General features: G+C 63.9%; 27 protein-coding genes. 12 read left to right on the top strand and 15 right to left on the bottom strand.

Annotated elements, in window-relative coordinates:
* Window positions 1-7 precede the first annotated feature (7 nt).
* Window positions 8-1,582 carry a glutamine-hydrolyzing GMP synthase gene (gene guaA, locus QP971_RS05945; protein ID WP_198492554.1) on the top strand — a complete coding sequence of 525 codons (1,575 nt, stop codon included), beginning with the start codon at window positions 8-10 and terminating at the stop codon, window positions 1,580-1,582.
* A gap of 66 nt (window positions 1,583-1,648) precedes the next feature.
* On the opposite strand, the gene QP971_RS05940 is transcribed toward guaA, so the two are convergent.
* Both QP971_RS05940 and QP971_RS05935 read right to left on the bottom strand, forming a co-directional pair.
* On the bottom strand, window positions 1,649-2,686 hold the full coding sequence (locus QP971_RS05940; RefSeq protein ID WP_198492555.1) for an HNH endonuclease signature motif containing protein: 1,038 nt from the start codon (window positions 2,684-2,686) through the stop codon (window positions 1,649-1,651).
* Window positions 2,687-2,822: 136 nt separating this feature from the next.
* A complete protein-coding gene (locus QP971_RS05935) occupies window positions 2,823-3,242 on the bottom strand; it encodes a hypothetical protein (protein WP_284811092.1) in 420 nt (139 codons plus the stop codon).
* A 130-nt stretch (window positions 3,243-3,372) separates the two neighbouring features.
* Between QP971_RS05935 and QP971_RS05930 the strand changes: the two genes are divergently transcribed.
* On the top strand, window positions 3,373-3,969 hold the full coding sequence (locus tag QP971_RS05930) for a DnaE2-dependent mutagenesis accessory factor ImuA' (RefSeq protein WP_198492557.1): 597 nt from the start codon (window positions 3,373-3,375) through the stop codon (window positions 3,967-3,969).
* Window positions 3,966-5,489 carry a Y-family DNA polymerase gene (locus QP971_RS05925; RefSeq protein ID WP_284811091.1) on the top strand — a complete coding sequence of 508 codons (1,524 nt, stop codon included), beginning with the start codon at window positions 3,966-3,968 and terminating at the stop codon, window positions 5,487-5,489. Before QP971_RS05930 ends, QP971_RS05925 begins: the two co-directional genes overlap by 4 nt.
* Here the strand turns inward: QP971_RS05925 and QP971_RS05920 are convergent.
* A complete protein-coding gene (locus tag QP971_RS05920; protein WP_269954176.1) occupies window positions 5,486-6,043 on the bottom strand; it encodes an AMIN-like domain-containing (lipo)protein in 558 nt (185 codons plus the stop codon). The genes QP971_RS05925 and QP971_RS05920 overlap by 4 nt on opposite strands.
* A 110-nt stretch (window positions 6,044-6,153) precedes the next feature.
* On the opposite strand from QP971_RS05920, the gene QP971_RS05915 reads away from it, so the two are divergent.
* On the top strand, window positions 6,154-7,014 hold the full coding sequence (locus QP971_RS05915) for a sucrase ferredoxin (protein WP_284811090.1): 861 nt from the start codon (window positions 6,154-6,156) through the stop codon (window positions 7,012-7,014).
* 31 nt (window positions 7,015-7,045) lie between these two features.
* Here QP971_RS05915 and QP971_RS05910 read toward each other — a convergent pair whose 3' ends face one another.
* From QP971_RS05910 to QP971_RS05900, 3 genes are all read right to left on the bottom strand, one after another.
* Window positions 7,046-7,726, bottom strand: a complete 681-nt coding sequence (locus QP971_RS05910; protein ID WP_049378924.1) for a methionine ABC transporter permease — start codon at window positions 7,724-7,726, stop codon at window positions 7,046-7,048.
* The gene (locus tag QP971_RS05905) at window positions 7,723-8,760 is read right to left on the bottom strand and encodes a methionine ABC transporter ATP-binding protein (protein ID WP_284811089.1); all 1,038 of its coding nucleotides are present in this window, start codon (window positions 8,758-8,760) and stop codon (window positions 7,723-7,725) included. Before QP971_RS05905 ends, QP971_RS05910 begins: the two co-directional genes overlap by 4 nt.
* Before the next feature lie 70 nt (window positions 8,761-8,830).
* Window positions 8,831-9,694 (bottom strand): MetQ/NlpA family ABC transporter substrate-binding protein, encoded by an 864-nt coding sequence (locus tag QP971_RS05900; protein ID WP_284787187.1) that lies wholly within the window; start codon window positions 9,692-9,694, stop codon window positions 8,831-8,833.
* Window positions 9,695-9,831: 137 nt separating this feature from the next.
* On the opposite strand from QP971_RS05900, the gene QP971_RS05895 reads away from it, so the two are divergent.
* On the top strand, window positions 9,832-12,951 hold the full coding sequence (locus tag QP971_RS05895) for an error-prone DNA polymerase (protein WP_284787189.1): 3,120 nt from the start codon (window positions 9,832-9,834) through the stop codon (window positions 12,949-12,951).
* Here the strand turns inward: QP971_RS05895 and QP971_RS05890 are convergent.
* The 4 genes from QP971_RS05890 to QP971_RS05875 are packed head-to-tail and all read right to left on the bottom strand — an operon-like array spanning window position 12,948 to window position 14,510.
* Window positions 12,948-13,445, bottom strand: coding sequence for a hypothetical protein (locus QP971_RS05890; protein ID WP_284787191.1), 498 nt, complete (start codon window positions 13,443-13,445; stop codon window positions 12,948-12,950). The two genes, QP971_RS05895 and QP971_RS05890, sit on opposite strands and share 4 nt — an antisense overlap.
* Window positions 13,445-13,708 carry a helix-turn-helix transcriptional regulator gene (locus tag QP971_RS05885; RefSeq protein WP_023020645.1) on the bottom strand — a complete coding sequence of 88 codons (264 nt, stop codon included), beginning with the start codon at window positions 13,706-13,708 and terminating at the stop codon, window positions 13,445-13,447. The genes QP971_RS05890 and QP971_RS05885 overlap by 1 nt, the downstream gene beginning before the upstream one ends.
* A 42-nt stretch (window positions 13,709-13,750) precedes the next feature.
* Entirely contained in the window at window positions 13,751-13,960 is a 210-nt protein-coding gene (locus QP971_RS05880; RefSeq protein WP_420361662.1) for a helix-turn-helix domain-containing protein, read from the bottom strand.
* A gap of 1 nt (window position 13,961) precedes the next feature.
* On the bottom strand, window positions 13,962-14,510 hold the full coding sequence (locus QP971_RS05875; RefSeq protein ID WP_232619491.1) for a hypothetical protein: 549 nt from the start codon (window positions 14,508-14,510) through the stop codon (window positions 13,962-13,964).
* A gap of 111 nt (window positions 14,511-14,621) precedes the next feature.
* Here QP971_RS05875 and QP971_RS05870 point away from each other — a divergent pair, with 111 nt between their 5' ends.
* Window positions 14,622-15,083, top strand: a complete 462-nt coding sequence (locus tag QP971_RS05870; protein ID WP_284787195.1) for a PH domain-containing protein — start codon at window positions 14,622-14,624, stop codon at window positions 15,081-15,083.
* Window positions 15,080-16,435, top strand: a complete 1,356-nt coding sequence (locus QP971_RS05865; protein ID WP_284811088.1) for a PH domain-containing protein — start codon at window positions 15,080-15,082, stop codon at window positions 16,433-16,435. The genes QP971_RS05870 and QP971_RS05865 overlap by 4 nt, the downstream gene beginning before the upstream one ends.
* On the opposite strand, the gene QP971_RS05860 is transcribed toward QP971_RS05865, so the two are convergent.
* Window positions 16,419-16,889 carry a tRNA (cytidine(34)-2'-O)-methyltransferase gene (locus QP971_RS05860; RefSeq protein ID WP_049378932.1) on the bottom strand — a complete coding sequence of 157 codons (471 nt, stop codon included), beginning with the start codon at window positions 16,887-16,889 and terminating at the stop codon, window positions 16,419-16,421. The genes QP971_RS05865 and QP971_RS05860 overlap by 17 nt on opposite strands.
* A gap of 23 nt (window positions 16,890-16,912) precedes the next feature.
* Here QP971_RS05860 and QP971_RS05855 point away from each other — a divergent pair, with 23 nt between their 5' ends.
* The 3 genes from QP971_RS05855 to QP971_RS05845 all read left to right on the top strand — a co-directional run bounded on the left by QP971_RS05855 (window position 16,913) and on the right by QP971_RS05845 (window position 19,178).
* Window positions 16,913-17,761 carry a bifunctional methylenetetrahydrofolate dehydrogenase/methenyltetrahydrofolate cyclohydrolase gene (locus QP971_RS05855; protein ID WP_049378933.1) on the top strand — a complete coding sequence of 283 codons (849 nt, stop codon included), beginning with the start codon at window positions 16,913-16,915 and terminating at the stop codon, window positions 17,759-17,761.
* Window positions 17,758-18,072 (top strand): DUF3017 domain-containing protein, encoded by a 315-nt coding sequence (locus QP971_RS05850; RefSeq protein ID WP_049378934.1) that lies wholly within the window; start codon window positions 17,758-17,760, stop codon window positions 18,070-18,072. The genes QP971_RS05855 and QP971_RS05850 overlap by 4 nt, the downstream gene beginning before the upstream one ends.
* Window positions 18,073-18,197: 125 nt before the next feature.
* On the top strand, window positions 18,198-19,178 hold the full coding sequence (locus QP971_RS05845) for an HNH endonuclease signature motif containing protein (RefSeq protein ID WP_284767811.1): 981 nt from the start codon (window positions 18,198-18,200) through the stop codon (window positions 19,176-19,178).
* A gap of 113 nt (window positions 19,179-19,291) precedes the next feature.
* On the opposite strand, the gene metX is transcribed toward QP971_RS05845, so the two are convergent.
* From metX to pdxR, 4 genes are all read right to left on the bottom strand, one after another.
* On the bottom strand, window positions 19,292-20,410 hold the full coding sequence (gene metX, locus QP971_RS05840) for a homoserine O-acetyltransferase MetX (protein WP_284787208.1): 1,119 nt from the start codon (window positions 20,408-20,410) through the stop codon (window positions 19,292-19,294).
* Window positions 20,407-21,723, bottom strand: coding sequence for an O-acetylhomoserine/O-acetylserine sulfhydrylase (locus QP971_RS05835; RefSeq protein ID WP_284811087.1), 1,317 nt, complete (start codon window positions 21,721-21,723; stop codon window positions 20,407-20,409). Before QP971_RS05835 ends, metX begins: the two co-directional genes overlap by 4 nt.
* Before the next feature lie 122 nt (window positions 21,724-21,845).
* A complete protein-coding gene (locus QP971_RS05830) occupies window positions 21,846-22,007 on the bottom strand; it encodes a hypothetical protein (RefSeq protein WP_162837285.1) in 162 nt (53 codons plus the stop codon).
* A gap of 37 nt (window positions 22,008-22,044) precedes the next feature.
* Complete coding sequence (gene pdxR / locus QP971_RS05825) at window positions 22,045-23,349, bottom strand: MocR-like pyridoxine biosynthesis transcription factor PdxR (RefSeq protein WP_198492569.1); 1,305 nt, start codon at window positions 23,347-23,349, stop codon at window positions 22,045-22,047.
* 81 nt (window positions 23,350-23,430) lie between these two features.
* Here pdxR and pdxS point away from each other — a divergent pair, with 81 nt between their 5' ends.
* Together pdxS and pdxT are read left to right on the top strand one after the other, a co-directional pair.
* Window positions 23,431-24,333, top strand: a complete 903-nt coding sequence (gene pdxS, locus QP971_RS05820) for a pyridoxal 5'-phosphate synthase lyase subunit PdxS (protein WP_040424867.1) — start codon at window positions 23,431-23,433, stop codon at window positions 24,331-24,333.
* A complete protein-coding gene (pdxT, locus tag QP971_RS05815; RefSeq protein WP_284811086.1) occupies window positions 24,327-24,917 on the top strand; it encodes a pyridoxal 5'-phosphate synthase glutaminase subunit PdxT in 591 nt (196 codons plus the stop codon). Before pdxS ends, pdxT begins: the two co-directional genes overlap by 7 nt.
* The last annotated feature ends 114 nt before the right edge of the window (window positions 24,918-25,031 follow it).

Here is a 25,031-nt window from a genome sequence, read left to right as displayed (position 1 = left end):
ATGGGACGTGACTAAGCCAAATACTACCCCGCGCCCCGTCCTCGTTGTGGACTTTGGCGCTCAGTACGCGCAGCTTATTGCCCGCCGCGTGCGCGAGGCCAAGATTTACTCCGAGGTTGTCCCTCACTCCGCGTCTGTGGAGGAAATCAAAGCTAAAGACCCCGCCGCGCTTATTCTGACGGGCGGTCCGTCCTCTGTCTATGCTGACGGCGCCCCGGCTCTGAAGCCGGAGCTGCTTGAGCTCGGCATCCCAGTCTTCGGCATCTGCTATGGCTTCCAGGCCATGAACCATGCGCTTGGTGGCACCGTGTCGTCGACTGGCGAGCGTGAATACGGCCGTACCGATATAAATGTCAAGGGCGGCGTACTTCATGAAGGCCTGGAGGCTACCCACAAGGTGTGGATGTCTCACGGCGATGCCGTATCTGCCGCTCCCGAAGGCTTTGAGGTTACGGCCACGTCGGCCGGTGCTCCGGTTGCAGCAATGGAGTGCCTAGACAAGAAGATGGCCGGCGTGCAGTACCACCCTGAGGTACAGCACTCGCCGCATGGCCAGGAGGTGCTTACCCGCTTCCTTACTGAGGTTGCTGGCCTAGAGCAGAACTGGACGGCCGATAATATCGCCGAGCAGCTCATTGCCGACGTCCGCGCCCAGGTGGGCGAGGAAGGCCGCGCTATTTGCGGCCTGTCCGGCGGTGTGGACTCCGCTGTAGCGGCCGCTCTGGTGCAGCGTGCTATCGGTGATCGTCTCACTTGTGTCTTCGTTGACCACGGCCTGCTGCGTGCTGGCGAGCGTGAGCAGGTAGAAAAGGACTTTGTCGCCTCCACCGGCGCGAAGCTGGTGACTGCCGATGAGCGCGCCGCCTTCCTGGATAAGCTGGCAGGAGTTAGCGACCCAGAAGCCAAGCGCAAGGCTATCGGCGCGGAGTTTATCCGTTCCTTTGAGCGGGCGGTTGCAGGCGTGCTTGACGACGCCCCTGCTGGCTCCACCGTCGACTACCTCGTCCAGGGCACGCTGTACCCAGACGTCGTCGAGTCTGGCGGCGGCGATGGTACGGCGAATATTAAGTCTCACCACAATGTCGGCGGTTTGCCGGATGACGTGGAGTTCGAACTGGTCGAGCCGTTACGCCTCCTGTTTAAGGACGAGGTTCGCGCCGTCGGCCGTGAGCTGGGCTTGCCAGAAGAGATCGTTAGCCGTCAGCCATTCCCCGGCCCAGGCTTGGGTATCCGCATTATCGGTGAGGTGACCGAGGAGCGCTTGGAGACGCTGCGCGAGGCAGACCTCATTGCCCGCACCGAGCTGACCAATGCCGGCCTGGATGACCAGATTTGGCAGTGCCCGGTCGTGCTGCTGGCCGATGTCCGCTCCGTCGGCGTGCAGGGCGACGGCCGCACCTATGGTCACCCGATTGTGCTGCGCCCGGTGTCCTCGGAGGACGCTATGACCGCGGACTGGACCCGTTTGCCTTACGAAGTGCTGGAGAAGATTTCTACCCGCATCACCAACGAGGTAAAGGACGTCAACCGTGTGGTCTTGGATTGCACCTCCAAGCCACCGGGAACCATCGAGTGGGAGTAAAACGGCAGGCGTAAAAGGCGCTCAGTCTAGTGCTGAGCGCCTTTTCGCTCGTTTTAGCGGCGGCGCTTACTCGTGCGGGATAAACGGTGGGCGCCACACAATGCGCCCGCCCACCCGCTCGAGGCGGCCGCGCCGAGGTGGGGCGTTGGGGTCATCGTCGTTGACGCCATTATGGTAGGCGCAGCACATGACCAGGTTTTTCATATTCGTCTCCCCACCGTTGCTCCACGCTTTAAGGTGGTGGACTTGGGAGAGGTCGGCCGGTTGGTTGCAGCCCGGCCAGGCACAGCGTGGATTTTCTGCAGCGGCCATAATGCGTTGCTTGTCATTGGCCACACGTGCGGTCCGGTACAAGTTGACTGGGCCTTCTTCGGGGTGCACGAGCGTGACGTAGCCGGTTTCTTTATCGCCAGAAAAGCCGACGTCGTTGAGCACGCGGCGCAGATATTCGGTGCCGGTGATGGTGGCGCCGTTAGTCAGATCGAGCTCGATATCATCGCCGCGGCCATCGCGGATGCGGATGAATTTGTCCAAGGGCACGATGGCATTAGTGACCACTTCTGCCCGCGCGGCTGCAGCTTGGTCAAAGAATATCTTTTCCACCGCCTCGAGCGATTGCTTTCCGGTCGCGGCCAGCGCGGCGTTGAGATCTGCGATGAAACTAGAGGTTCCGGTGATGGCCAGCGTCCAGTAGTCATTGGGGCGTCGGTAAGTGCGCACGCCTGGGGTTACGGTGTTGTCTTTCATCTCGCGCAGGCGCCGTCGGGCGTGTTTAAGGATATGGCTCATCGAGCCGGTCATCGCGCAACATTCCGCGCGCAGCTGCCAGGCCTGCTTCTTGCTGGGTGCGCGGTTAACAATGCGCTCTAGGGCGGTAAGCGTGGCGATGGAATGGGTGTTGCGGCGGGCGTCGGCAATAGCGCGGCGCTGCAGGCGCGTAAATTTGGTGCGGCCGAAGTAGCTTTCGCACAAAAGAAGCAGATCGGCGGCGATGGCATCGGGCGCGCCGCGGTCCATAAGCTCGGACCCAGACATGCCCTGGCACCCGGCGATGATGTCCATGCCGGGGCCCAAGGCGGTGAGGTAGGTCTCGAGTGCGTTCATGCCTGCAACGCTACGGCGCGCACCTACACCGGTGCACGGCCGGCGCAACCGCTACAGCGAATTCTGTGGATAACCCGCCCCACCCCGGCACTAGGGCCGGAAAAGCTGTGGATAACCCCGAAAAGTGTCGTATAGATTAGGCAAACGCGAGCCGGCGCGTGCCATCCACGTGGGGGAAGACGAAAAAGCTCAGCCCAAAGACCACTAGCCACACCAGACCGGCGCCCCAGGCGGGCAGGACCACGATGGGTGCGATCATCACCATAAGCCACAGGATCATCAGCGGCACGAGCTGTGCGACGGTGGGAACCAGAGCGACATTGCGCTTGTCGGCATAAGCGCGCATCGCGCGGCGGTAGGGGTGGGCAAAGACGAGAACGAAGGCCGCCACAAGGCATACGAGTGCCCCAACCAGTGCGGCAAAGATATGCGCGCGGCTAGCCAAGAGTGCCACGGCCGCACCGATGAGGATGGACGAGCCCAAGCGCACCCATGGCGGAGTGGGGATGGGGGTGGTGTGCTCGCGCATGGCGCTGTAGGCAGCGTTGAAGTTCATGCCGTTAAGGCTACCATTCGAACATACACTTGCATGTGTCCGGGTGAGGGTTCATACTATTTGGGTGAGTCAAACGAGCGTTCGTCTAGAAAAAGCGGTGGCCGGGCTAAGCAGGTCAGACCGTGTGGCGATGCTGCGTACCCGCATGCGCGCTATGGAGCGTAGTCCGGAAGAAGAGCTGGTAGATACGCTCCCTGGGCTGGCGCGTTTGCTTCCTGCAGGTGGGTTGGCGCGCCGGCAGGTGGTGCACTGCGCGAACTGTCCGGCGCTGGTGGTGGAGCTTATCTGTCACCTCACCGCCCGTGGCGGATATGTGGGAGTGGTGGGGTGGCCGGATTTACTGCTCGCACAAGTGGCCGATAAAGGTGATATCGAACGCGTGGTAACCGTGCCGGATCCGGGCCTGGAATCTTGGATGGTGACGGGAGTATTGGCGGAAGGATTGGACCTTGTCATCCACCGTGGGCCGCCCGGCGAGGTGAGCCCCACCAAGGCTCGGCCGGTGCTGGCGAAGGTGCGCGGTGGGCGCGCGGCGGTGCTTACAGTCGGCACCCGGCTGCCAGGCACGGCGGTGGGGATAGGGGCGCGGGTGAGTGCTTACCGGGGCGTCGGCAAGGGCAGTGGGCGCATTCGCGGTGTGGACATGGACGTGGAGGTGACCTCGAAGCAGGGTGCCTCGCGCGGGGTGCTCACGGTGGGTGAGCGCCGCCGGTTGGAGGCCGTATGAGGGTAGCGGCCGTCTGGTTTCCGGATTGGCCCATCCAGGCCGCCGGCGGACAGAGCCCTATGGTTATTGCGCGCAACCACGCGGTGGCGGTGTGCGATAGAGAGGCGCGCCGGGCGGGGGTGCGGCGCGGGATGCGCCTGCGCCAGGCCCAAGCGCTGTGCCCCGAGGCCGCGGTGGTGGAGGCCAATCCGGACCGGGATGGCGCGGCGTTTGCGGAGGTTGCGGCTGGTTTGGACGCGGTGGCGTCCTCGGTGGAGGTGCTACGCCCGGGCCTGGCGATTGTGGATGCGGGCGCGGCGTTGCGCTACCACGGGGAGAAAGCACTAGAGATGCTTGTCGACGCCGCTTCGTACGCCGGCTTCGACTCCACCCTCGGCGTCGCCGACGAGATTGCCACGGCCGTCATCGCGGCCCGGCATCGTGGTGTGGGCGCGGTGGTGCCAGAGGGCGGCTCGCGGGAGTTTTTGGCCACCCAGCCCATAGAGGTACTGGCGGCCGATGAGGCCTTGGGCTTTGAGGCTGGGTTTATCGCACAACTGGATAAGCTGGGTGTGCGGCGCCTGGGTGACTTGGCTGCGCTGCCGTTTAAGCAGGTAGCCACCCGGTTTGGCGAGCCGGGCCGGCGCGCGCACGAGCTGGCCCAGGCCCGTGCGGATAGGCGCGTGGCACCAGAGCTGGCGCGCCCAGACCTGGCCGTAGAAATGGAAGAGCGCATCGAGCGTGTCGACGCGGCGGCCTTCGCGGCCCGCCAACTCGCGGCCCGGCTGCATGCCCGCTTGGAGGAGGCCGGCAAGGTATGCCTGCGGCTGCGCGTGGTGGCGGAGTTTGGCACCGGCGAGGAGCTGGCGCGGGTATGGCGCACGCAGGAAGCGCTGACGGAGCAGGCCACCGCGGACCGCGTGCGCTGGCAGCTCGATGGCTGGCTCACGCGCGCTACTGGTGAGGGCGCGGCCATTCGCCGCCTAGCGCTGGAGCCGGTGGAGGTTGCCGCCCCGTCCGCCACCGGTTTGTGGGGTGGGGAAGGCTCGCAGGAGCAGGTCAAGCGCGTGATCGCCCGCGTGCAATCACAGCTGGGGGTGGATCGTGTGCTGCAGCCGCGGGCAGTGGGCGGCCGTGGGGTGGCCGAGCGCATCGAGTATATGCCCTATGGTGAGCAGCGCGACGCCCCGCCGCAGGGCGAGTGGCCCGGCCGCATTCCCGCGCCCCTGCCCGCGCGGTTGGGTGGTGGGCCGAACCACCCGGCCGCGCGCATTCGGCTTGTCGACGCCGCCGAGCACCCCGTCTTCGTCACCGCTGAGGCCCTCCTGTCCGGGGTGCCGGTGGCCGTGAGCTGGGGTGCACATCGCTTCCGCGTACTGGGCTGGGCCGGCCCCTGGCCGGTGGATACGCAGTGGTGGACCGATACTCCACAGCACGTAGCGCGCCTGCAGGTGGTGGGCCAAGCCGACCACGAAGAGCATCAGCGGGCGTGGCTGTTGGTATGGTCCGGCGGCCGCTGGCGGGTTGAGGCGACTTACTAATTGCGAATATCGACCACGAGGCGGGTGGGGTTATCGAGCACCTGCACGGAATAAGGCTTGCGAGAGGTCATGCCGATGACAAATTGGCAGCGGCCCTCGTAGGTGCCGCCGTTGACCACTTGGGTGACAATTCCTTCCGTAGGGGCATCCACCACGCCGATGCGGGGGTCTTCCTTGCCGGCCTCGAAGGGGTAGACCACGCCGTCGATATTGACATTGAGCGCGGTCTCGCCGGAGTAATCAATGGTCTTGCCGGAGCCTTGCTGCGTAGGCGTATCGGCATAGTCCACGAACCAGCCAGGAGTGCCGCCGCCGTCGAGTTCGAAGACGACGCGCTCGAAGCCTTCGTGCTGGCCGATGCGCACGTCGGTCACCGTGAGCTCGGAGGGGGCCTGCGGCCGGAGGGTTTTCATCTCCATATTGGCCTGGCCCAGCGGATTGAGCTGGGAGCTATCCACAGACGCGGCCATGGTGGTGCGGTCCGTCTCGTGGGCGGCGCAGCCGCTGAGAGAAGCAGCGACGAGAAGCGTTGCGGCGAGACGGACTTTCAACATGTCCCCTAGGTTATATTTTCGGCCGTGAACTGTATAGCTGAGGGGGTACTTCGTGGCCGAATTGTTGCCAAGGGTGTGAGCTGAAATGCAGAAAGGTTAGGCTTAGGTATATGACCGAGTTCTGTTCAGATATCCAGGTAGAGCCGCTGCCAGGCACGGCGAAGAAGGAATCCGTCTATGTGCTTTTCGAGTGGCCGGGCGGATGGTCGCGAGACGTGCTCGACGGCGATACCTTTGGGCCGGAGTTCACGGCGCAGCTCAAGACCAAGCTGAAGGGCGTGGCGGGGCTGCAGCTTATCCGCCGGCCGGGCCGCGACGGCCGCCAGGTAGGCAAGATGCACCGCTGTTACCTGGTGTGGGCCGAGCAGGGCGTGATGGAACTCGTGCTGCTGACGGGCCCGGAGAAGATCCTCGATCTGGACCTGACCGGGCCTGGCCGCAATGGGGGCGGCGCTTTGGACACGCCGCTAGTGCTGGTGTGTACGCATGCGAAGCGCGATACGTGCTGTGCGGTCAAGGGCCGGCCGCTGGCCGCGGAGCTGGTGGCGGATTACCCAGATATAGTGTGGGAGACCTCGCACACGAAGGGGCACCGGTTCGCGCCGTCGGTCATGCTCATGCCGTGGGGCTATTCCTTTGGCCGTATGAATAAAGAAGCCGCCGCGCAGATGATTGCGGCGGCGGCGAAGGGGAAGTATTTCTACCCGGTAAATCGCGGGCGCGGTATTTTCAGCCCGCGCGGCCAGGTGGCGGAGTTGGCGGTGGCCCGCTCGCTTATCGACGCCGGCGAGGACCTCTCCTATGGCCAGCTCACCGCCACCGACAGCGGCGAGGTCAGCCACGCTGACGGCCGGCGCTGGCGCGTGGCGCTCGAGGAGCGCGAGGTAGAAGGTGTGGTCTCCTCGTGCGGCGATGCGCCGAAGAAAGGCCAAGCCATCGTAGCGACCGGCGTGGAGCCGGTCGCGGGGTAGGCTGCGCGAAGGCGGCGTCGGCAAGCAGGGGCTAGCGGCGCATGACCTTGGAGGAGAGCCAGTTGCCAAAGAACTGGGCGGCCTGCACCAGCACAATGATGATGAGCGTGGCCACGACGGTGACTTCCCACTCGAAGGCGCGGTAGCCGTAGACGATGGCAAAGTCACCCAAGCCGCCGCCGCCGACGTAGCCGGCCATAGCGGACATATCCACAATGGCGATGAACAGGAAGGTGTAGCCCAGAATCAGTGGGCCGAGGGCCTCTGGGACGATAACGGAGGTAATGATCTTCCACGGCGAGGCGCCCATGGAGCGGGCGGCCTCGATAACACCGGGGTCGATGGATACGAGGTTTTGTTCCACCACGCGGGCTACGGAGAAGGTTGCGGCGATCACCATGACGAAGGTCGCCGGGCCGCGGCCGATGGAACCGCCCATCACCATGACGGTCAGTGGCTGAGCAAAAGCCAGCAAGATGATGAACGGGATGGGGCGGACGAAGTTCACCAGCAGGTTGACTATGAAATAGACAAACCGGTTTTGCAGGATGCCGCCCGTGCGGGTGGTATAGAGCAGCATGCCCAGGCCAAGGCCGAGGATGCCGGAGATGATGAGGGTGGTCGAGACCATGATGAGGGTATCGACGATGGCCTCGGCTAGTGAAGGGCCGAGGCGGTCCCAGTTGGCTTGGGCGAGGGTGGTGACGGTCATCGTGCAATCTCCTCAATCTGGGTGGTGGTAGAAAGCGTGCGGTAAAACCCTTCGATGGCGTTATTATCGCCGCTGAGTCGCACGGTCAGCTTGCCAAAGGAATGCTGCTGCAGCGTGGTGATACCGCCGTGGACAACGGCGATGGATACGCCGGCTTCCTTGAGGCGGGCGGCGGCGGTGAAGAAGCCGGATTCCTCGGTGAGGTTGATGGTAAACAGGCGGCCTTCGTGCGCAAGCAGGTCGTCGGTTTCGACAACGTCGGGTTCGTTGCGCAGCGAGGTGGCCACGAACTTGGCGGCCACGGAGGTCTGCGGGTTGGAGAAGACCTCGTAGACGCTGCCTTGTTCCACTACGCGGCCGCTTTCCATCACGGCGACCTTATCGGCGATGGAGCGTACGACTTCCATCTCGTGGGTAATAACCACGATGGTGATGCCGAATTCCTTGTTCACCCGCCGCAGTAGGTCGAGGACTTCCTGCGTGGTGGTGGGGTCGAGGGCGGAAGTGGCTTCGTCGGCAAGCAGCAGCGAAGGGTTGGTGGCCAGCGCACGGGCAATGCCGACGCGCTGCTTCTGGCCGCCGGAGAGTTGCTCCGGGTAGCTCTTTCCTTTGTCTCCCAGGCCGACGAAGTCCAGCAGCTCTTGCACGCGCTTGGCGCGCTCCTGCTTGCCGACGCCCTGTAGCTGCAGCGGGTATTCAATATTGCCGGCTGCGGTGCGCGAGTTCATCAGGTTGAACTGCTGGAAAATCATGCCGATATTGCGGCGAATGCCGCGCAGCTTTTTCTCGGACATGCCGACGATATTGGTGTCATCAAGCAGTAGCTCGCCCGCAGACGGGGTGTCCAAACCGTTGATCATGCGCACGAGGGTGGACTTGCCGGCGCCGGAATAGCCAATGATGCCGACGATTTCGCCGGGCTCGATGGTCATGGAGACATTGTCGAGGGCTTTGACTCGTGCCTTTTTCTGTTTAAAGACCTTGGTGATCTCGCGGAACTCGATGCGGGTGCCGCGTTGAGTGGAATCTGCCACGTGTTTGCGTCCTTAGCTAGGAAAGTGCCAAACCCCGCCGGGGACTCCGGCGGGGTAAAAGCAAGGGTGATTAGTCCAGATCTGCTTCGAGCTTATCTAGGATCTTCTGCAGATCCTCCTGGCTGCGCTCCACCTCGACGGAGGTACCGGCGGAGTCTTCGTCGACGCCCTCCTGGACGGCGTCGCTGTGCCATAGCTCGGCGAGCTTCTTGATGTCCTCGTTATCGGCGTCTTCCTCGCGGACGGCGAAGACATTGATGTACGGCTCTGCCTCTTCAGAGTTCGGGTCGTCCTGGAAGATGGCGGTGGCTGGGTCGATGCCGGCGCGCTCCAGGAAGGAGTTATTGATAATCGCCGGGGTGCCCTCTCCGTGTGCGGACGTGGTCTGTGCCGCATCTACCGGGGTGACCTTGACCTTGGACTTCGCCTCGTCAATATCCAGCGGGGTGGGCTCCAGGTTGTCCTTGTCCTTCAGAGTGAGAAGGCCGGCCTGAACCAGCACGTTGATGGCGCGAGCCTGGTTGGTGGAGTCATTCGGGATGGCGACCTCTTCGCCCTCGATGCCGTCGAGGGAGTCGTGGTCCTTCCAGAACAGTGCTAGCGGCACGATCTCGGTAGCCACGATAGGCACCAGGTTGGTGCCGTTGCCGTGGTTATACTCCGCCAAGAACTTCAGGTGCTGGAAGTTATTGGTATCCAGCTCGCCCTGGTCCAGAGCCTGGTTCGGGGTGTTGTAATCCGCGAAAGGCTGGATATCGATGTCATAGCCTGCGTTCTTTGCTTCCTGCTCGAACGCTACCCAAGCCTTCTTTGCGTCATCGGTGGTGCCGACTGTGATGGTCTTGGAGTCATCGGAGTCGGAAGAGCATGCCACCAGGCTGGTGGCGGCGATGGTTACGGCGGCGGTAGCAGCCACTACGCGACGGATCTGCATGGGGAATCCCCTTCTTGTAGGAGTTGAAATAATTTGCTTGTTTAGCAACTTAGCAATCAGCGAACCGCTTTGTCTATTGTGGGCATCACGTCCCACCGGCTTGTCTAGAACAATAATTCGATATTACGCTGTGTGGGGTGGAATTTAATGGTGGAAGGGCGCTGTCGTGGTCGCGGGTGGAGCGCATCCTCTCTGGCCGCGAATCTGCTGCGCCCGTGCCGGTGGATCACCTTCACGGACCAACGGTTCCCGCCCAGCGCGGCCACTCCACCGTGCCCTTTGCGGAGCTGCATGCGGTAAGTTCCTATAGTTTTCTCGACGGCGCCGCCGAGCCGGAGGAACTGGTGGCCCGGGCTGTGGAGCTGGGGCTTGAGGGGCTGGCCATAGTGGACCGCGATGGTTTTTATGGCCTGATGAAATTTGCTGAAGCCGCAGCTAAAGCGGGCCTTCCGGCTGTATATGGCGCGGAGCTATCGCTCGCGGAGGCTCCGGTGACCGTGCTGGCACGCACCCCGGAGGGCTATCGCCGCCTGTCGCGCCTCATCGCGCGCGCCCGGATGGAAGCCGGGGAGAAGGATCGCGTGGCTTATCCGTCCTTGGATGAAGTGGCGCGCGAACTGGAAGGGGAGTGCTTCTTTCTGGTGGGGCCGGAGGCGCTAGCAGAAATCGATAACTTGCTCGAAAGAATAAAAATAGACAGCATAGTTCTCGAATATTCGTGCAGCATGTCCCCCGAGGATGCGGATCAGCACCGTTTCCTCGATAAATACAATAACCTGCGGGCCATCGCAACCGCACGGCCCGCGGCCGCGACCCGCGACCAAACTCGGCTCGCCGCCGCCAAGCGTGCCCTAGCCCGGCGCGAATCTCTTGCGGCCGCCGCTCCGCACGCCCACCCCATGGGAGCTGGCTGGCTGCGATCCGGCGAGCAGATGGCGCAACTCTTGCCGGATCGGCCGGAGCTCATCGCCGAAACCGTGGCGCTCGTCCGCGAGTGCTCTTTTACCTGGGACGCCCTCGCGCCCAACCTGCCGCATTTTCCGGTGCCGGAGGGGTACACCGAAATGAGCTGGCTGGAGCACGAGGTCTGGCGCCGCGCCAAGGACCGCTATGCTTCGCGCCCGGCCGCGATCAGGCAGGCGGCGCGGAAGCAGATTCGGCATGAGCTGGGCGTCATCAAGCAGCTGGGCTTCCCCGGCTACTTCCTGATCGTGTGCGATCTGGTGGATTTTTGCCGGCGCGAGAATATTCTGTGCCAGGGGCGTGGCTCGGCCGCCAACTCTGCGGTGTGCTTCGCGCTGGGCATTACCAATGCAGAGCCCATCTCCGCGCAGTTGCTCTTCGAGCGCTTTCTCTCCCCGGACCGCGATGGCCCGCCCGATATTGATATCGACATCGAGTCCGGCCGCCGCGAGGAAGTCATCCAGTATGTCTACCGCACCCACGGCCGCGATCGCGCCGCACAGGTGGCCAATGTCATTACCTATCGCCGCAAGGGAGCTACGCGCGATGCAGCCCGCGCGTTGGGCTACCCGCAGGGCTCGGCCGATGCGTGGTCGAAAGGTACCTCTGAGCCGCCTGCCGACGTCTCCTCTTTAGCCGAGCAATTCCTCGGCCAGCCCCGCCACCTGGGCATCCACTCCGGCGGCATGGTGCTGTGCGATCGGCCCATTGCGGACGTCGTGCCCATGGAATGGGCGCGCATGGACAATCGTTCCGTACTCCAGTGGGATAAGGACGACTGCGCGGCCGCCGGCCTGGTGAAATTCGACCTCTTGGGCCTCGGCATGCTGGAGGCGCTGCACCACATGATTGATGCCGTGCGCGCCACCACCGGCCGCGAGGTGCACCTGTGGGAGCTCGACCTTGCCGAGCCGGAAGTTTATGACATGCTCTGCCGCGCCGATGCGGTGGGCGTCTTCCAGGTGGAATCCCGTGCGCAGCTAGCCACGCTGCCGCGCCTGAAGCCGCGCCGCTTCTTTGACCTGGTGGTCGAGGTCGCGCTCATTCGCCCCGGCCCTATCCAAGGCGGGTCCGTGCACCCCTACCTGCGCCGCCGCGATGGCCTTGAGGAGGTGACCTATGACCATCCGGTGCTGGAAAAATCCCTGGGCAAGACGTTAGGCATCCCGCTCTTCCAGGAGCAGTTGATGCAGATCGCGGTCGACGCCGCCGGTTTTTCCGGCGCCGAGGCCGATGACCTGCGCCGCGCCATGGGCTCGAAGCGCTCCCCGGAAAAGATGGCCGCGCTGCGCAGCCGCTTCTTTGCCGGCCTGCGCGAGACCAACGGTATCGAGGGCGAGGTGGCCGATAAGCTCTGGACCAAGATTGTGGCCTTTGCTGCCTATGGCTTCCCGGAGTCGCACTCGCAGTCCTTTGCCTCGCTGGTGTATTTTTCCGCGTGGTTTAAATATCACTACCCGGCGGAATTTTGTGTGGGCCTGCTGCGCGCACAGCCGATGGGTTTCTATTCCCCGCAGTCACTCATCCAGGATGCCCGGCGCCACGGCGTGCGGGTGCTGCCGGTAAGTATTAATGACTCCGGCGCCCAGGCCCGCGCGACGGGACCAGCCGAGATTCGCTTGGGCCTTAACCTCATCAAAGGGCTGGGGGAGTCCGCCGCCGAGCGTGTAGAGGCGGCCGCGCCTTTTGCTAGCGTGTCCGATCTTTCGCGCCGGGCGGACCTCAGTGTGGAGCAGGTGGAGGCGCTGGCCACGGCCGGGGCGTTGGAGTGCCTTGGGCTGGACCGTCGCCAAGCGTTGTGGCAGGCCGGCGTTGCCGCCACCGAGCGCGAGGGCATGCTGCCCGGCACCTCCGCCCTGGCCTCGCCGCACCTGCCCGGCATGTCTGCTTTTGAGCTTATGGCTACCGACGTCGCCGCCACCGGCGTGACCCATAACCAGCAGCCGATGGAGCTGGTGCGTGCCTCGCTTGCCGACGTCCTCCCTGCCTCCCAGCTCCCCCATGTCCCCGATGGCACCCGCGTGCGCATCGCCGGCATTATCACTCACCGCCAGCGCCCGCGTACAGCGTCTGGCCTGACCTTTTTGGGTGTGGAGGATGAGACCGGCCTGATGAATGTGATGGTTTCACCCGGATTGTGGTCGCGGCATAAGGTGCTGGCTCGCACCGCCCGTGCGATGATCATCCGCGGCATCGTGCAAAATGCCACCGGCGTGGTCAGCGTGGTTGCGGATAAGCTCGAGCCGCTGGACTTTGGGGAATTCCTCTCCCGCGGCTCCCGCGACTTCCGCTAGTTGCCGCCGCTGCGCAGCTCGTCCGCGTTAAGTTTATTGGCCAATTCCTTGGCTACCGCAAATGGGATCCACAGCAGCTGGATATAGATGAGCTCGGCAAAGAAGATGGCGATATTCGCCCCCGAGGTCGCCTCCTCCACTGCGACTTCATCCGCCCCGAGGAAGCGCAGCCCAAATGCGGTGGCGCCGGCGACGAGGAAGAGCACTATGGCCGTGGCCAAGGCAGTTTTAAGGCCTTGGTCACGGGCGCCGGTATGCAGGCGCAGTTCGTACCCGTCCATATCCGTGGTGGGCACATCGAGGCGACGTATGGATTGGCGCAGCCACGTGGTGCAGATAGTCGCCGCAATGCCGGCAATTGGCCATAGCAAGTTAGACAAGCCGAGAGCGAAGAAGTGTAGGGCCGCCGCCACGATGGCCAGGCCGAGAAAAATATCGCCGGCCAGGACCAGGCGCTTGCGGCGAGAAACGGAGGCGGGAATCGTGTTAGCCATTAGGAATTCTTCCTGTAGATTTCAGTGGACATGGGGGAAAATTCCTGGCGGGAAAAAATAGCCTCCACGGGGAGGTCAAAGACCTCGCAGACGCGGAAGGCTAAGTCCAGGCTGGGGGAGTGGTCGCCGCGTTCAAGTGCACCGACGGTCTGGGGATTGACGTCGATGGCCTCAGCCAACTGCGCGCGCGACATGTCCCGCTCGGCGCGCAGCACACGAACCCGGTTATAAATGGGTGCGGAGGGCTTCTTCTTTGGGGACATAAATCAAAGTATTGCATAAACCCAACACGCTGGCAAGGCTTGTTACTCGACGCCGAAGATATCTCCCGGCTGGCAGTCCAGTGCCGTGCACAGTGCTGCCAGGGTGCTAAAGCGTACGGCCTTGGCGCGATTATTCTTCAGGACGGAGAGGTTAACTGGGGTGATTCCTACTTCTCTAGCGAGCGCCGCGCCGGTAATGTCGCGCTCTTGCATAATCCGGTCGAGGTGGCAGATTACTTGGGGTTCATGTATCTCAGACAAGGCCTTCGACCTCCTCTTCCAGTTTGCATCCGCGCTTGATGGCGGCCGAGAAGAGCTGCAAGGTGCAGACGAAGAGGTAGGGCAGGGCGAGCTCGCCAAGGGACGTTCCGTCCTGGCTGGCCCACCAGTCGATTCCAAGCTGTGAGGAGGCCCAGTTGTTGCCCAGGCCTTCGAGTACGAACCGTCCGATAAACCAGACGAGGATGCCGGCGGTCATTCCGTTCAGGAGGCGGATATTTTTCGTATTAAAAACCTGTCCGCGAAGCATCGGCTTAACCAGGCTATAGGCAAAGAACGCGATAATTAAGATGGCCGCAATCTTGACGGCGAGCGCTGCGGCGAGCATCCAGAATGGCCCGCCGTCGAGGTTGTGTTTGCCTAGGCCTTCCGGAATGGCCGCGCTCAGTGCGGTGGAAAAGTGGCCGGTGGCAAGGTCGCGCAGGTAGGAGGGGCCGAGGATGATGATGGTGAGGAGGGCGAGACCGGCTGCTGCATTAATTTCGCGGCGCTCGGCCTTAGGGGTGGGTTGTGGGGTGGTCATGACAATCCTTTCCGTCGATAATTTATCGACTTTCGATGTTGTCGTAATTCGATAATATCGAGTAACGATAAGTTGCGCAAGGGGTGAACCCGATTGATACTGTCAATAGCTATGAGCGAAGAAATGAATCCCGTCTCACAGCGACTGGTGACCTCGCGCTATATCCACCACCTGAGCTGGATGTTTCTGCTCGCCGCGGCCGCCGCTGCTGCAGGCTTTTGGTGGACCCCGTGGTTCTATTGGGCGGCCGGAATTTTCGTCGCACTTTTCTTCTGGCTGCTCTGGCTCATCCCCGCCCAAGTGCGCAACATGGGCTGGCTCGAAACCGACGACGAGCTACTTATCACCCGCGGCAAGCTCTGGTATACCTTCACCGTGGTGCCCTATGGCCGCATCCAGTTCGTCGACGTGACCTCCGGGCCCATCGACCGCGCCCTAGGCTTGAAAAAGCTGCAGCTCCATACGGCCTCGGCCAGCACGGATGCCACCATCAAAGGCTTGGAAGCCCCGCTTGCCGACGCCCTCCGTACCCGCCTTGCCCATCAAGCCCGCGAACGGATGAGCGGCCTATGAGCGATCAGCTCAGCTTCCGGCGCGTCCACCGCCTCACCCCGCTGCTGCGCCTGTGGTCCGTAATCCTAGCCCTCATCGCGGCCTTCGCCCTCAACGTCAACCTGGCAGCCCTGCGCGATATCTTCGCTTTTATTACCGGCGAACACCGCGGCGAGGCCTTGCGCGATACCGCCCTCGCCCTCGCCGGCTTCATCGCGGTCTGCGCGGTGGTGTGGCTCGTCTCCGGCCTATGGTGGCGCCGCATGGGCTATCGGCTCGGCGCAGAAGAGCTTTCTTTGCGCCGCGGACTATTATCTGTCCAGCTGCGCACCGCACGCTATGACCGCACGCAGGCCGTTGACGTCGTCGAGCCCGTCATCGCCCGACTCCTTCGCCTCGCAGCCGTGCGCGTGGAAACCGCAGGCGGCCAATCTTCTGTCATCGAAATCGCCTACCTGAAGAAGGCCGACGCCGAGGCCCTACGCGATGACATCCTCGCCCGCGTCCACGGCGCACCCACACCGGCCGCTACCGACACTGACATCGACGCAACCGCCGCCGACGCGATTAGCGCCCAAACACCCGCCCCGCCGGCCGAAGAACCAGCTCTCGTGCCTGAAATCCCCATCGCCCGCTCCCTGATTGCGGCCGCGTTGCGTACGTCCACGCTTTTCCTCGTCGGTTTCCTCATCCTCGTGGTGGTTACGCGGTTGCCGCCCTCGACCGCGCTGCCCATTCTCGTCGGCGCGCTTCCCAACGCTTGGAACGTGCTCGATTCTTCCTGGCGCTATACCGCCCGCACCGACGGCGAGGTGCTCAATATCACCTACGGCCTGGCCGATCGCCGCCGCCAAAGCATTCGCCTCGACCGCATCCACGCCGTGCAGATAACCCAGCCCTTCCTCTGGCGGCCCTTGGGCTGGTACGAGGTGAGGGTTTCGGTGGCGGGGTATGGGGCGTCGGCAAGCGGCAAGGCTTCTGGCTCCACTCGCATCCTTCCGGTGGGCACCCTCGCCCAAGCCCGGCAATTCCTCCCGGCCGACGCCGCCCCCACCTACGCCTCGCCGGCCCGCGCCAAATGGGTCTCCCCGCTGGATTACCGCCAGCAAACCGTCGCGCTCACCGGCGACTACGTCATCGTGCGCAACGGCCGGCTCAACCGCCGCGTCAAGGCCATCCACACCTCCCATATCCAGGAGCTAACCTACCGCCGCGGGCCGATTTCCCAAGCGCTCGGCCTAGCCACCGTCGGCCTCGACCTCGTCCAAGGGCCCGTGCGCATGGATGCGCGCAACCTCACGCTTGCCGACGCCGCCGCACTCCTTGCCCGCCTGCGCTCCCGCCAACTGCCGGATTTTAAACCGCCCCGTTAAAGCCCAGCTGGCGCCACGCCTCGAATACGGCCGTCGACGCCGAATTCGACAGGTTCATCGAGCGCCTAGCCGGCACCATAGGAATGCGCACGTGGTCCGTCACGCGCGAATGGTTAATATGCTCCTCCGGCAGGCCGGTCGGCTCCGTGCCAAAGAGTAAGACATCGCCTTCCTGGTATTCGATATCCGTAAACCACTTATCCGTATGCGTGGTAAACGCGAATACGCGCGCGCCCGGCAGCGCATCCATGCAGGCCTGAAAATCCTTGTGAATCTGCACATCGGCCAGATCGTGATAATCCAGCCCGGCGCGCTTTAAGTGCTTATCGTCGAAATTGAAACCCAGCGGCTCAATTAGGTGCAGGCTCGCGCCCGTCACCGCGGCCGTGCGGATGGCGTTGCCTGTATTAGTAGGAATGACCGGGTTATCAAAGACAATGTGCAGCTGGCTCATGCCTTCAGTCTAGGATGGTGGCTATGAGCGCTACCAAACTAGATGGCACACTGTACCGCGACGAGATTTTCGCCGACCTCGCCCAGCGCGTGGCCGCGCTGAAGGACAAGGGGATTACCCCCGGCCTCGCCACCGTCCTGGTCGGCGAAGACCCCGGCTCCCAGTCCTATGTGAAGATGAAGCACCGCGACTGCGAAAAGCTCGGTATCAACTCCATCCGCAAGGACCTGCCGGCCGACATCACGCAGGAAGAGCTCGAGGCCGTCATCGATGAGCTCAACGCCGATGACGCCTGCACCGGCTACATCGTCCAGCTGCCACTGCCCAAGCACCTGGATGAAAACGCCATCCTCGAGCGCATCGACCCCGCCAAGGATGCCGATGGTCTGCACCCGGTTAACCTGGGCAAGCTCGTGCTCAACGAGGAGGCGCCCCTGCCGTGCACCCCGAACGGCTGTCTGCACCTTTTGCGCCGCTTCGGCGTTGAGCTCAACGGCGCCAAGACCGTGGTCATCGGCCGCGGCGTTACCGTGGGCCGCCCTATTGGCCTGATGCTTACTCGCCGCAGCGAGAACTCCACCGTCACCCTGTGCCACACCGGAACCAAAGACCTGGCCGCCGAGACCCGCGAGGCCGATATCGTCATCGCCGCCGCCGGCCAGCCCCACATGCTCACCGCGGACATGATTAAGGAAGGCGCCGCGCTTCTCGACGTCGGAGTTTCCCGCGTCGACGGCAAGCTCACCGGCGACATCCACCCAGACTGCTGGGACAAGGCCGGATTCGTCTCGCCGAACCCGGGCGGCGTCGGCCCGCTGACTCGTGCCTTCTTGGTGCGCAATATCGTCGAGCGCGCGGAAAAGTTGGCGTGAATCTAGATAACCCGCACGACGCCGGCCTCGCGCCCTCCTCGCTGCCGCCCGCCGCGCAGTGGGCAGCAATCGGCCTCTTCGTGGCCGGCGTGATTGTCTCCGGTGGCTATGCTGTCTTCGAGTACTGGCGGCGAGCCACATTCCTCCTCGGATTGGCCTTGCTGTGGCTCACCGTGGTCCGACTGACGTGTGATTCTAGTCGCGTCGGCGTGCTAGCCGTGCGCTCGCGCCGCTTCGACGCCTGTTTCACCGGCCTGCTCGGCGCCACGATGGCCTTTCTGGCCTTTTCCGTGGACTCGCTCGGCAGCTAGTTATCCACAGGTTTTTGTAGAGCCATCACCCATCTCGGCCCTAAATGGTGTAGTTCGGGCGGTTATCCACAGGTCACCGCCCGCCTCCGCGCGCCGGCATGCGCGGCCCACTTAGGCTCGGGGCCATGATTTCGACCTACCTGACAGCCGTGAACTCCCCGATGGTGCTCATCGAGGAGTGTGCTGGGCTGTCGGTAGAAGAGCTCGTCGATAAGGGCTTTAGCGACCGCGAAGCCGTCGAGTTCGCCCGCCTTGCCGATACCTACTTCGGCCGCACCTCCTTTCGCGCCAAGCAGCGCACCGCCCGCCGCACGACGCTGCCGCTCGATGCGCTAAAAATCATCGAGCACTACGCCCAGAAGATGAAAACCCAGCGTGCGGCCTGGGCGCTGCGCGAAGAACTCTGCGCTCTGCGCGTTGCTACCAGTGAGATTGAAAAGCGCGCCCGCCGCCTTGTGCGCGAGGAGCGCACCACCAAGCGCTCTGAGGGAGTGCGCCTAACCCGCCGCCGCGATGACCTGTGGACGCTGACCATTACCGCCGAGTCCGAACTGGTGGCAGAGATTAATAACCATGTCTCCACCGTCGCCGATGCTCGCCGCGTCTTTTCCCAGGGTGCCGCCGCTTCCACAATCACCACCAACGTGGTCCTCACCCTCAATGAGATGGTCAAGGTCACCCACGGCGAGGACGTGACGCTGCAGCTGACCAATGGCGCGCAGATTTCCGGTGCGGACCTTGCCCGCCGTGCGCTTGCCGACGTCGGCCTTATCACCCTCATCCATCCCGTCACCGGACCCGTAAACCTTTACCAATCGCGGCGCCGGGCTACGTGGAAGCAACGGCAGATGGCGATGGCGGAAAATCCAGTGTGCCCGTGGCCCGACTGCCACACGCCAGCGGATGAATGCCAAGTTCACCACCTCACCCCGTGGCTGCTCGGTGGGGACACCAATTCCGAAAACCTCACCATGGCCTGCAAGTATCACAACGGGGTCAATGATGATGACCCCAATGCGCCGCCGCGCCGCGGCCGGCTCGAGCGCCGCCCCGGCGAAGGTATCGTCTGGCGCCCGCCCTGGGCTACACCGCCCGAAGATCGCTGAGCCGCGTCCCGCCTCTGCTCGCCCCGTCAATCCATAGTCCCAGCGCAGTGTGCCGCACCGCTTATCGCTAGTGCGCGCTGCGCGGCTTTGGCGATCCCAGACTTGGCGGGTTCTTAAATCGTGTACTCAGTCGGATCGCCGGCCGCAGAATCGATGCGCGGGTCCGGTTGGGAAAGGGTGAGAAAGTTTCGCAAGATGCGATCCATCTGGCGTGACTCGGTAAGAAAGGCATCGTGGCCCACTGGGGAGACAACCTTCGCCATCGCCAACAGATTTCCCAGATTGCGCGAGATGTGTTCTTGCTGATGGTACGGATACAAGATATCCGTGTCCACGCCGACGACCATCGTTGGCACCTTGGACGAGCCCAGCGCGCGGTTGAGGCCGCCGCGGCCGCGGCCGATATCGTGGCGGTTGAGCGCCTCGGTGAGGGTGACATAGGAACCGGCATCGAAGCGATCGGCCAGCTTGGTGCCCTGGTAGTCCAGGTAGGAATTGACGGCAAAGCGCTCATTGCGGCGGCGGTAGGGCCCGAGCGGGTTCTCGCCGGTCTGGGCCTGGACACCGAAGCGCTCGTCGATTTCCTGCTCGCCGCGATACGTCAGGTGTGCAATGCGACGCGCGGCCGCCAGCCCCTCGCGTGGGCGCTGCGCGGAGGCGTAGTAGTCGCCGCCATGCCAGAAGGAATCCTGCTCGATGGCCGCGATTTGCGCCGACTGGATGCCAATCTGCCAGGCGGAAGCGCGGGCCGATACGGCAATGACGCAGGCCGCATCAACGGCCTCGGGGTGCATCAGCGTCCACTCCAGCGTGCGCGCGCCGCCCATCGAACCGCCAATGATGGCGTGGACGTGGGTGATGCCGAGCTCGCGGAGCGCGGCGCGCTCGGCCGAGACAAGGTCGCGCACCGAAAGCGCGGGGAAGCGCGAGCCCCAGGCGCGGCCGTCGTCTGGGTGCGGGGAGGCGGGACCGGTGGAGCCGCCGCATCCGCCCAGTGCGTTGGTGGCGATAACGCACCACTTCGTCGTATCTAGCGCCTTGCCAGGGCCGACTAGATCGGCCCACCACTCGGCCACATTCGAATCACCGGTCAGGGCGTGTTCAACCACAATGACGTTATTGCGGCCGTGGGGATCGCCGAGGAGGTGGCCGAAGCGGTGGTAGGCAATGTGGGCGTCGGCAAGCGTGGCGCCGGCTTCGGTGTGGAAGTCGCCGATGCTAACTAGCTTCATGCCAGCGCGTTAAAGCCCAGCTCGAGGTCCGCGATGATGTCATCGATGTGCTCGATGCCCACGGACAGACGGATGGTGGACTGGGTGATGCCGGCAGCAGCAAGCGCAGGCTCGTCGGACTGCGAGTGCGTGGTGGTTGCTGGGTGTACGGCCAGGGAGCGGGTGTCACCGATATTAGCGAGGTTGGAGTGGAGCTTGAGGGCGTCGATAAACGCCCAGGCTTCCTCGCGGCCGCCGTCGATGTCGAAGGAAAGCACGGAGCCGGTGTAGGCGTAGCCGAGCTTTTCCTTGGTGGCCTTGTACGGCGAAGAATCCAGGCCGGCGTAGTTGACCTTGGTGACCTTGGCGTGGCCTTCCAAGTACTCGGCAACGGCCTGGGCGTTGGCATTGTGCTTTTCGACACGCAGCCCCACCGTCTCAATTCCATTCAGCGTCAGCCAGGCGTTGAAGGGGGATATGGCGGCGCCGGTATCGCGTAGCAGGCCGGCGCGGGCCTTGAGTGCAAAGGCTGGGGTGCCGAGATCAGCGTACTTCAGGCCGTGGTAGGCCTCATCTGGAGTGACGAAGTAGGGGAAGACGGGCTCGCCGTTGCGGGTGACGGTCCAGTCGAAGGAGCCGCCGTCGATAATCGCGCCGCCGATGGCCGAGCCATTGCCGGTGTAGAACTTGGTGGTCGAAACCACGACGATGTCCGCGCCGAGGTCCAACGGTCGGGCGAGGGCGGCGGTGGCGATGGTGTTATCCACGATGAGCGGGACTTGGTTATTGTGGGCGACCTCGGCGATGGCCGGGATATCGAGGACATCGGCTACGGGGTTGCCGAAGGTCTCGCCGTAGAAGGCCTTCGTATTCGGCCGGACGGCGTCCTGCCAGGACTGCGGGTCATCCGGGTTCTCGACGAGGGTGACGTCGATGCCTAGGCGCTTGAGCGTGACGGTGAAGAGTGTTGAGGTGCCGCCGTAGAGGCGCGGGGAAGTAACGATGTGGTCGCCGGCCGAGGCGAGGTTCAAAATGGCCGCGGTTTCGGCGGCCTGGCCGGAGGCGAAGGCAACGGCCGCGACGCCGCCCTCGAGGGAGGCGAGGCGCTCTTCCAGCGCGTCCTGGGTGGGGTTGGTCAGGCGGGTGTAGATGGGGCCGGCGTCGGAAAGGTTGAAGCGGTTGGCCGCGTGTTCGGCGTCGTTAAAAACGTAGGAAGTGGTCTGGTAAATCGGCACGTTGCGGGCGTTGTGGTGCCCGTCGAGGTTTTGGCCCGCGTGTACGGAGCGGGTAGCGAAGGACCAGTTGGAATTGGAGTTATCGTATTTCGTCGTCATGCTTGGCAAGACTAGACCAAGCGGTATGTATGGCGAATGGATCTTGGAAAACTCGCTGGCAGAACCGAGAATAAAAATAGACCAAGCGGTCGGTGTGTGCTTGGTCTGGTGGGGTGCCTTGCTTAGCGGTGGCGGTCTTGTTTCTCGAGCTGATCAGCAATGCGGCGGGTGTTAGTGCGAGTTTCGTTGCTATTGCGTACGAGCTTGACCACGATGGCGATGATTCCGGCGAGGATAAGAAACGGAATGAGTATGAGTAGGAATTCAAGCGGGCCGAGGGACATGTATTACCTTTCGTTTATGAACGTTGGCATTACGGTATCACTCGCGTAAGGCGGCCGCGACTGCGGAGAGGCTCGTGCGTAGCTCGGTGTCGCTAAGGTGGCCGAAGCCGAGGACGACGCCGTCTTCAGCATCGGCGCCGCCCCAATAATCGCGCAGTGGGGTGAGTTTGATGCCGTGGGCGGCGGCGCGGGGGACCACGGCTGGATCGCACAGCAGAACCGCGTGGAGACCACCGTGGATGGGCAGGAGCTGGGCGCCATCGACGGAGCCCAGCGTTTCGGCCACTAGGTTGCGGCGGCGTTTATAGGTGCGGCGCATGCGGCCGGTGTGGCGTCGTAAAGCGCCGCTGGCAAGGTAGTGGGCGAGCGCCGCCTGGGGGATGGCGCCGACGGGTTGGCCGAAGACCTCGCGCACGCGGTCAACGGCCGAGCGCAGGCGCGGCGGGACGACGAGGTAGCCGCAGGCAATGGAGGGGGAGATGACCGAGGAGAAGGTGCCCAGCAGCACGGTGTGTTCCGGGGCGAGCGCGGCCAGGGCGGGCAGTGGCTGACCGACGTAGCGCAGTTCGGAATCAAAGTCATCCTCGATGAGGAGGGCGTCGTGTGCGCGGGCCCATTCGACGAGTTCGGCGCGCCGGGCTGCAGGAAGCGAGCCGCCGTAGGGGTATTGGTGGCTGGGGGTGACGATGAGGGCGTCGAGATCGGCCGTGGGGACGGTGACGCCATCGGGGTCGGTGGGGATTTCCACCAACGTATGGCCGAGCGCGCGGGGCACACGGCGCAGGCTGGGGTAGCCGGGGGATTCTGCGCCCACGCGCAGCTGGCGGCCGAGAGCGCGCAGGAGTACGGAGAGGCCGTCGCGGGCGCCGGCCGTGATGAGGATGCAGGCTGGGTCGACGTTAAGCCCGCGCATGTGGCGCAGGTGCGCGGCGACCTCGCGGGGCAGATCGCCGGAGGGGTCGACAGCCGCGGCGCGCCACGCGGCCCTCCATTCAGGGGTGAGGATTCCGGCGGTGTCGGGCAGGCCGGGGGTCAGTGACACCAGCTCGGGCTCAGTGGCCGGTGCGGGGGCCGGCTCCGGCCGTGGGGCACGCGCGTGGGGGAGGCGCGGGTTGATGACGGTGCCCGACCCGACCTCCGCGGTGAGGTAGCCCTCGGCCGTGAGTTGCTCGTAGGCGGTGACCACGCTGCCTCGGGAAACGGCGAGCTGCGAAGCCAAGTGGCGGGTCGAGGGAACGCGCTCGCCGGGCAGGAGGACGCCGGCGGCAACCTGGGTGCGGAGGGCGGCGGCGATTTGCACGGGCAGCGGCCGCGTATCAGAGGGATCGAGGCGAAGAGGCACGGGCCCATCATAGGTGGTCTAATCCAACACGCTAAAAATGGCTCTTGTCTTGTACCACTTGTGTGGGCCACTATGGCACCTATGACTGAACAGGTAAATGAACAAGGACGCGCTACCACGCGCGTGAAGCGAGGACTGGCCGATATGTTGAAGGGCGGCGTCATCATGGACGTCGTCACGCCGGAACAGGCGCGCATCGCGGAGGACGCGGGCGCATCGGCCGTGATGGCGCTGGAGCGCGTGCCGGCCGATATCCGTGCGCAGGGCGGCGTGGCCCGCATGTCTGACCCGGAGCTTATCGAGGGCATCGTCGAGGCCGTCGACATCCCCGTCATGGCCAAGGCCCGTATCGGCCACTTTGTAGAGGCGCAGATCCTGGGCGAGCTGGGTGTGGACTTTATCGACGAGTCCGAGGTGCTCAGCCCGGCCGATTACGTCAACCACATCAATAAGTGGGACTTCGACGTGCCGTTCGTGTGCGGCGCCACCAACCTGGGCGAGGCGCTGCGCCGCATCACCGAGGGCGCGGCCATGATTCGCTCCAAGGGCGAGGCCGGCACGGGCGATGTCTCCGAGGCCGTGAAGCACCTGCGCACCATTAAGGCCGAGATTGCCCGCCTGCGCCACCTGGATCGAGACGAGCTTTATGTCGCAGCCAAGGAGCTGCAGGCCCCGTACGACCTGGTCGCCGAGGTTGCGGAGACCGGCAAGCTCCCGGTCGTGCTCTTTGTTGCCGGTGGCGTGGCCACGCCTGCCGACGCCGCCCTTGTCCGCCAGATGGGCGCCGAAGGCGTCTTCGTTGGCTCCGGCATCTTTAAGTCGGGCAACCCGGCGGCGCGCGCGGAAGCCATCGTGAAGGCCGCCACGCTTTACGACGACCCCGCTGAGCTCGCCAAGCTTTCCCGCGGCCTGGGCGAGGCCATGGTGGGCATCAACGTCAACGACGTTCCTGCACCGCACCGCCTGGCTGAGCGCGGATGGTAGCTACCGTCGGGGTGCTGGCGCTGCAAGGCGGCGTCGAGGAGCACCTGCGCATTTTGGACGGGCTCGGTGTGGCTACGCGCCGGGTGCGGGTGCCGCGCGACGTGGACGGGCTCGACGGGCTGGTGATTCCGGGCGGCGAGTCGAGCGTCATCGACAAGCTGGCGCGTAGCTTCGGGCTGGCCGAGCCGCTGCGCGATGCCGTGGCCGCAGGATTGCCGGTGCTCGCGACCTGCGCGGGGCTCATCTACTGCGCCCGCGAGCTCGATAACCCCGCGCCGGGGCAGCAAACCCTGGGGCTGCTGGACGTGACTGTACGCCGCAATGCTTTTGGCAACCAGCGCTTCTCCGAAGAACGCATCGTGCCAGTCGCGATGGGGGAGGACAAGCTCGACATTGAGGCGAGCTTCATCCGCGCGCCACTGGTTACTCGCGTGGGCGACGGCGTCGAAATCATCGCGACGGTGCCGGGCGAGAACGGCGACGCGGTGGTCGGCGTGCGCCAAGGCCGCGTGACGGCGCTGAGCTTCCACCCAGAAGAAAATGGCGACGCTCGCGTGCACGCCGCCTGGCTCGAAAGCTTCTAAGTACGCAGATACACCAAAGCCGCCCCGCAGCGTTCATTGTGAACTGGCCCCCGAAAGTTGGACTGGTTTAATTCTAGGCGGTTAGGGCTTCAAGGGTCTGATTTCGATATTGCA

The sequence above is a fragment of the Corynebacterium marquesiae genome, assembly GCF_030229635.1.
GTDB lineage: Bacteria > Actinomycetota > Actinomycetes > Mycobacteriales > Mycobacteriaceae > Corynebacterium > Corynebacterium marquesiae.
Note: the sequence above shows the minus strand (reverse complement) of the source record. Positions and strands in the feature narration are given on the sequence as shown.

Bases quoted from the DNA above. Each gene is read 5' to 3' on its own strand.
- QP971_RS05920 (WP_269954176.1), bottom strand. From the start codon at position 6,043: ATGTTGAAAGTCCGTCTCGCCGCAACGCTTCTCGTCGCTGCTTCTCTC.
- QP971_RS05935 (WP_284811092.1), bottom strand. From the start codon at position 3,242: ATGAACTTCAACGCTGCCTACAGCGCCATGCGCGAGCACACCACCCCC.
- QP971_RS05910 (WP_049378924.1), bottom strand. From the start codon at position 7,726: ATGACCGTCACCACCCTCGCCCAAGCCAACTGGGACCGCCTCGGCCCT.
- QP971_RS05940 (WP_198492555.1), bottom strand. From the start codon at position 2,686: ATGAACGCACTCGAGACCTACCTCACCGCCTTGGGCCCCGGCATGGAC.
- QP971_RS05885 (WP_023020645.1), bottom strand. From the start codon at position 13,708: ATGTCCCCAAAGAAGAAGCCCTCCGCACCCATTTATAACCGGGTTCGT.
- pdxS (WP_040424867.1), top strand. From the start codon at position 23,431: ATGACTGAACAGGTAAATGAACAAGGACGCGCTACCACGCGCGTGAAG.
- QP971_RS05835 (WP_284811087.1), bottom strand. From the start codon at position 21,723: ATGACGACGAAATACGATAACTCCAATTCCAACTGGTCCTTCGCTACC.
- pdxT (WP_284811086.1), top strand. From the start codon at position 24,327: ATGGTAGCTACCGTCGGGGTGCTGGCGCTGCAAGGCGGCGTCGAGGAG.
- QP971_RS05830 (WP_162837285.1), bottom strand. From the start codon at position 22,007: ATGTCCCTCGGCCCGCTTGAATTCCTACTCATACTCATTCCGTTTCTT.
- QP971_RS05845 (WP_284767811.1), top strand. From the start codon at position 18,198: ATGATTTCGACCTACCTGACAGCCGTGAACTCCCCGATGGTGCTCATC.
- QP971_RS05890 (WP_284787191.1), bottom strand. From the start codon at position 13,445: ATGGCTAACACGATTCCCGCCTCCGTTTCTCGCCGCAAGCGCCTGGTC.
- QP971_RS05930 (WP_198492557.1), top strand. From the start codon at position 3,373: ATGCTGCGTACCCGCATGCGCGCTATGGAGCGTAGTCCGGAAGAAGAG.
- QP971_RS05865 (WP_284811088.1), top strand. From the start codon at position 15,080: ATGAGCGATCAGCTCAGCTTCCGGCGCGTCCACCGCCTCACCCCGCTG.
- QP971_RS05870 (WP_284787195.1), top strand. From the start codon at position 14,622: ATGAGCGAAGAAATGAATCCCGTCTCACAGCGACTGGTGACCTCGCGC.
- QP971_RS05900 (WP_284787187.1), bottom strand. From the start codon at position 9,694: ATGCAGATCCGTCGCGTAGTGGCTGCTACCGCCGCCGTAACCATCGCC.
- QP971_RS05860 (WP_049378932.1), bottom strand. From the start codon at position 16,889: ATGAGCCAGCTGCACATTGTCTTTGATAACCCGGTCATTCCTACTAAT.
- metX (WP_284787208.1), bottom strand. From the start codon at position 20,410: ATGAAGCTAGTTAGCATCGGCGACTTCCACACCGAAGCCGGCGCCACG.
- QP971_RS05925 (WP_284811091.1), top strand. From the start codon at position 3,966: ATGAGGGTAGCGGCCGTCTGGTTTCCGGATTGGCCCATCCAGGCCGCC.
- QP971_RS05915 (WP_284811090.1), top strand. From the start codon at position 6,154: ATGACCGAGTTCTGTTCAGATATCCAGGTAGAGCCGCTGCCAGGCACG.
- QP971_RS05855 (WP_049378933.1), top strand. From the start codon at position 16,913: ATGAGCGCTACCAAACTAGATGGCACACTGTACCGCGACGAGATTTTC.
- QP971_RS05875 (WP_232619491.1), bottom strand. From the start codon at position 14,510: ATGACCACCCCACAACCCACCCCTAAGGCCGAGCGCCGCGAAATTAAT.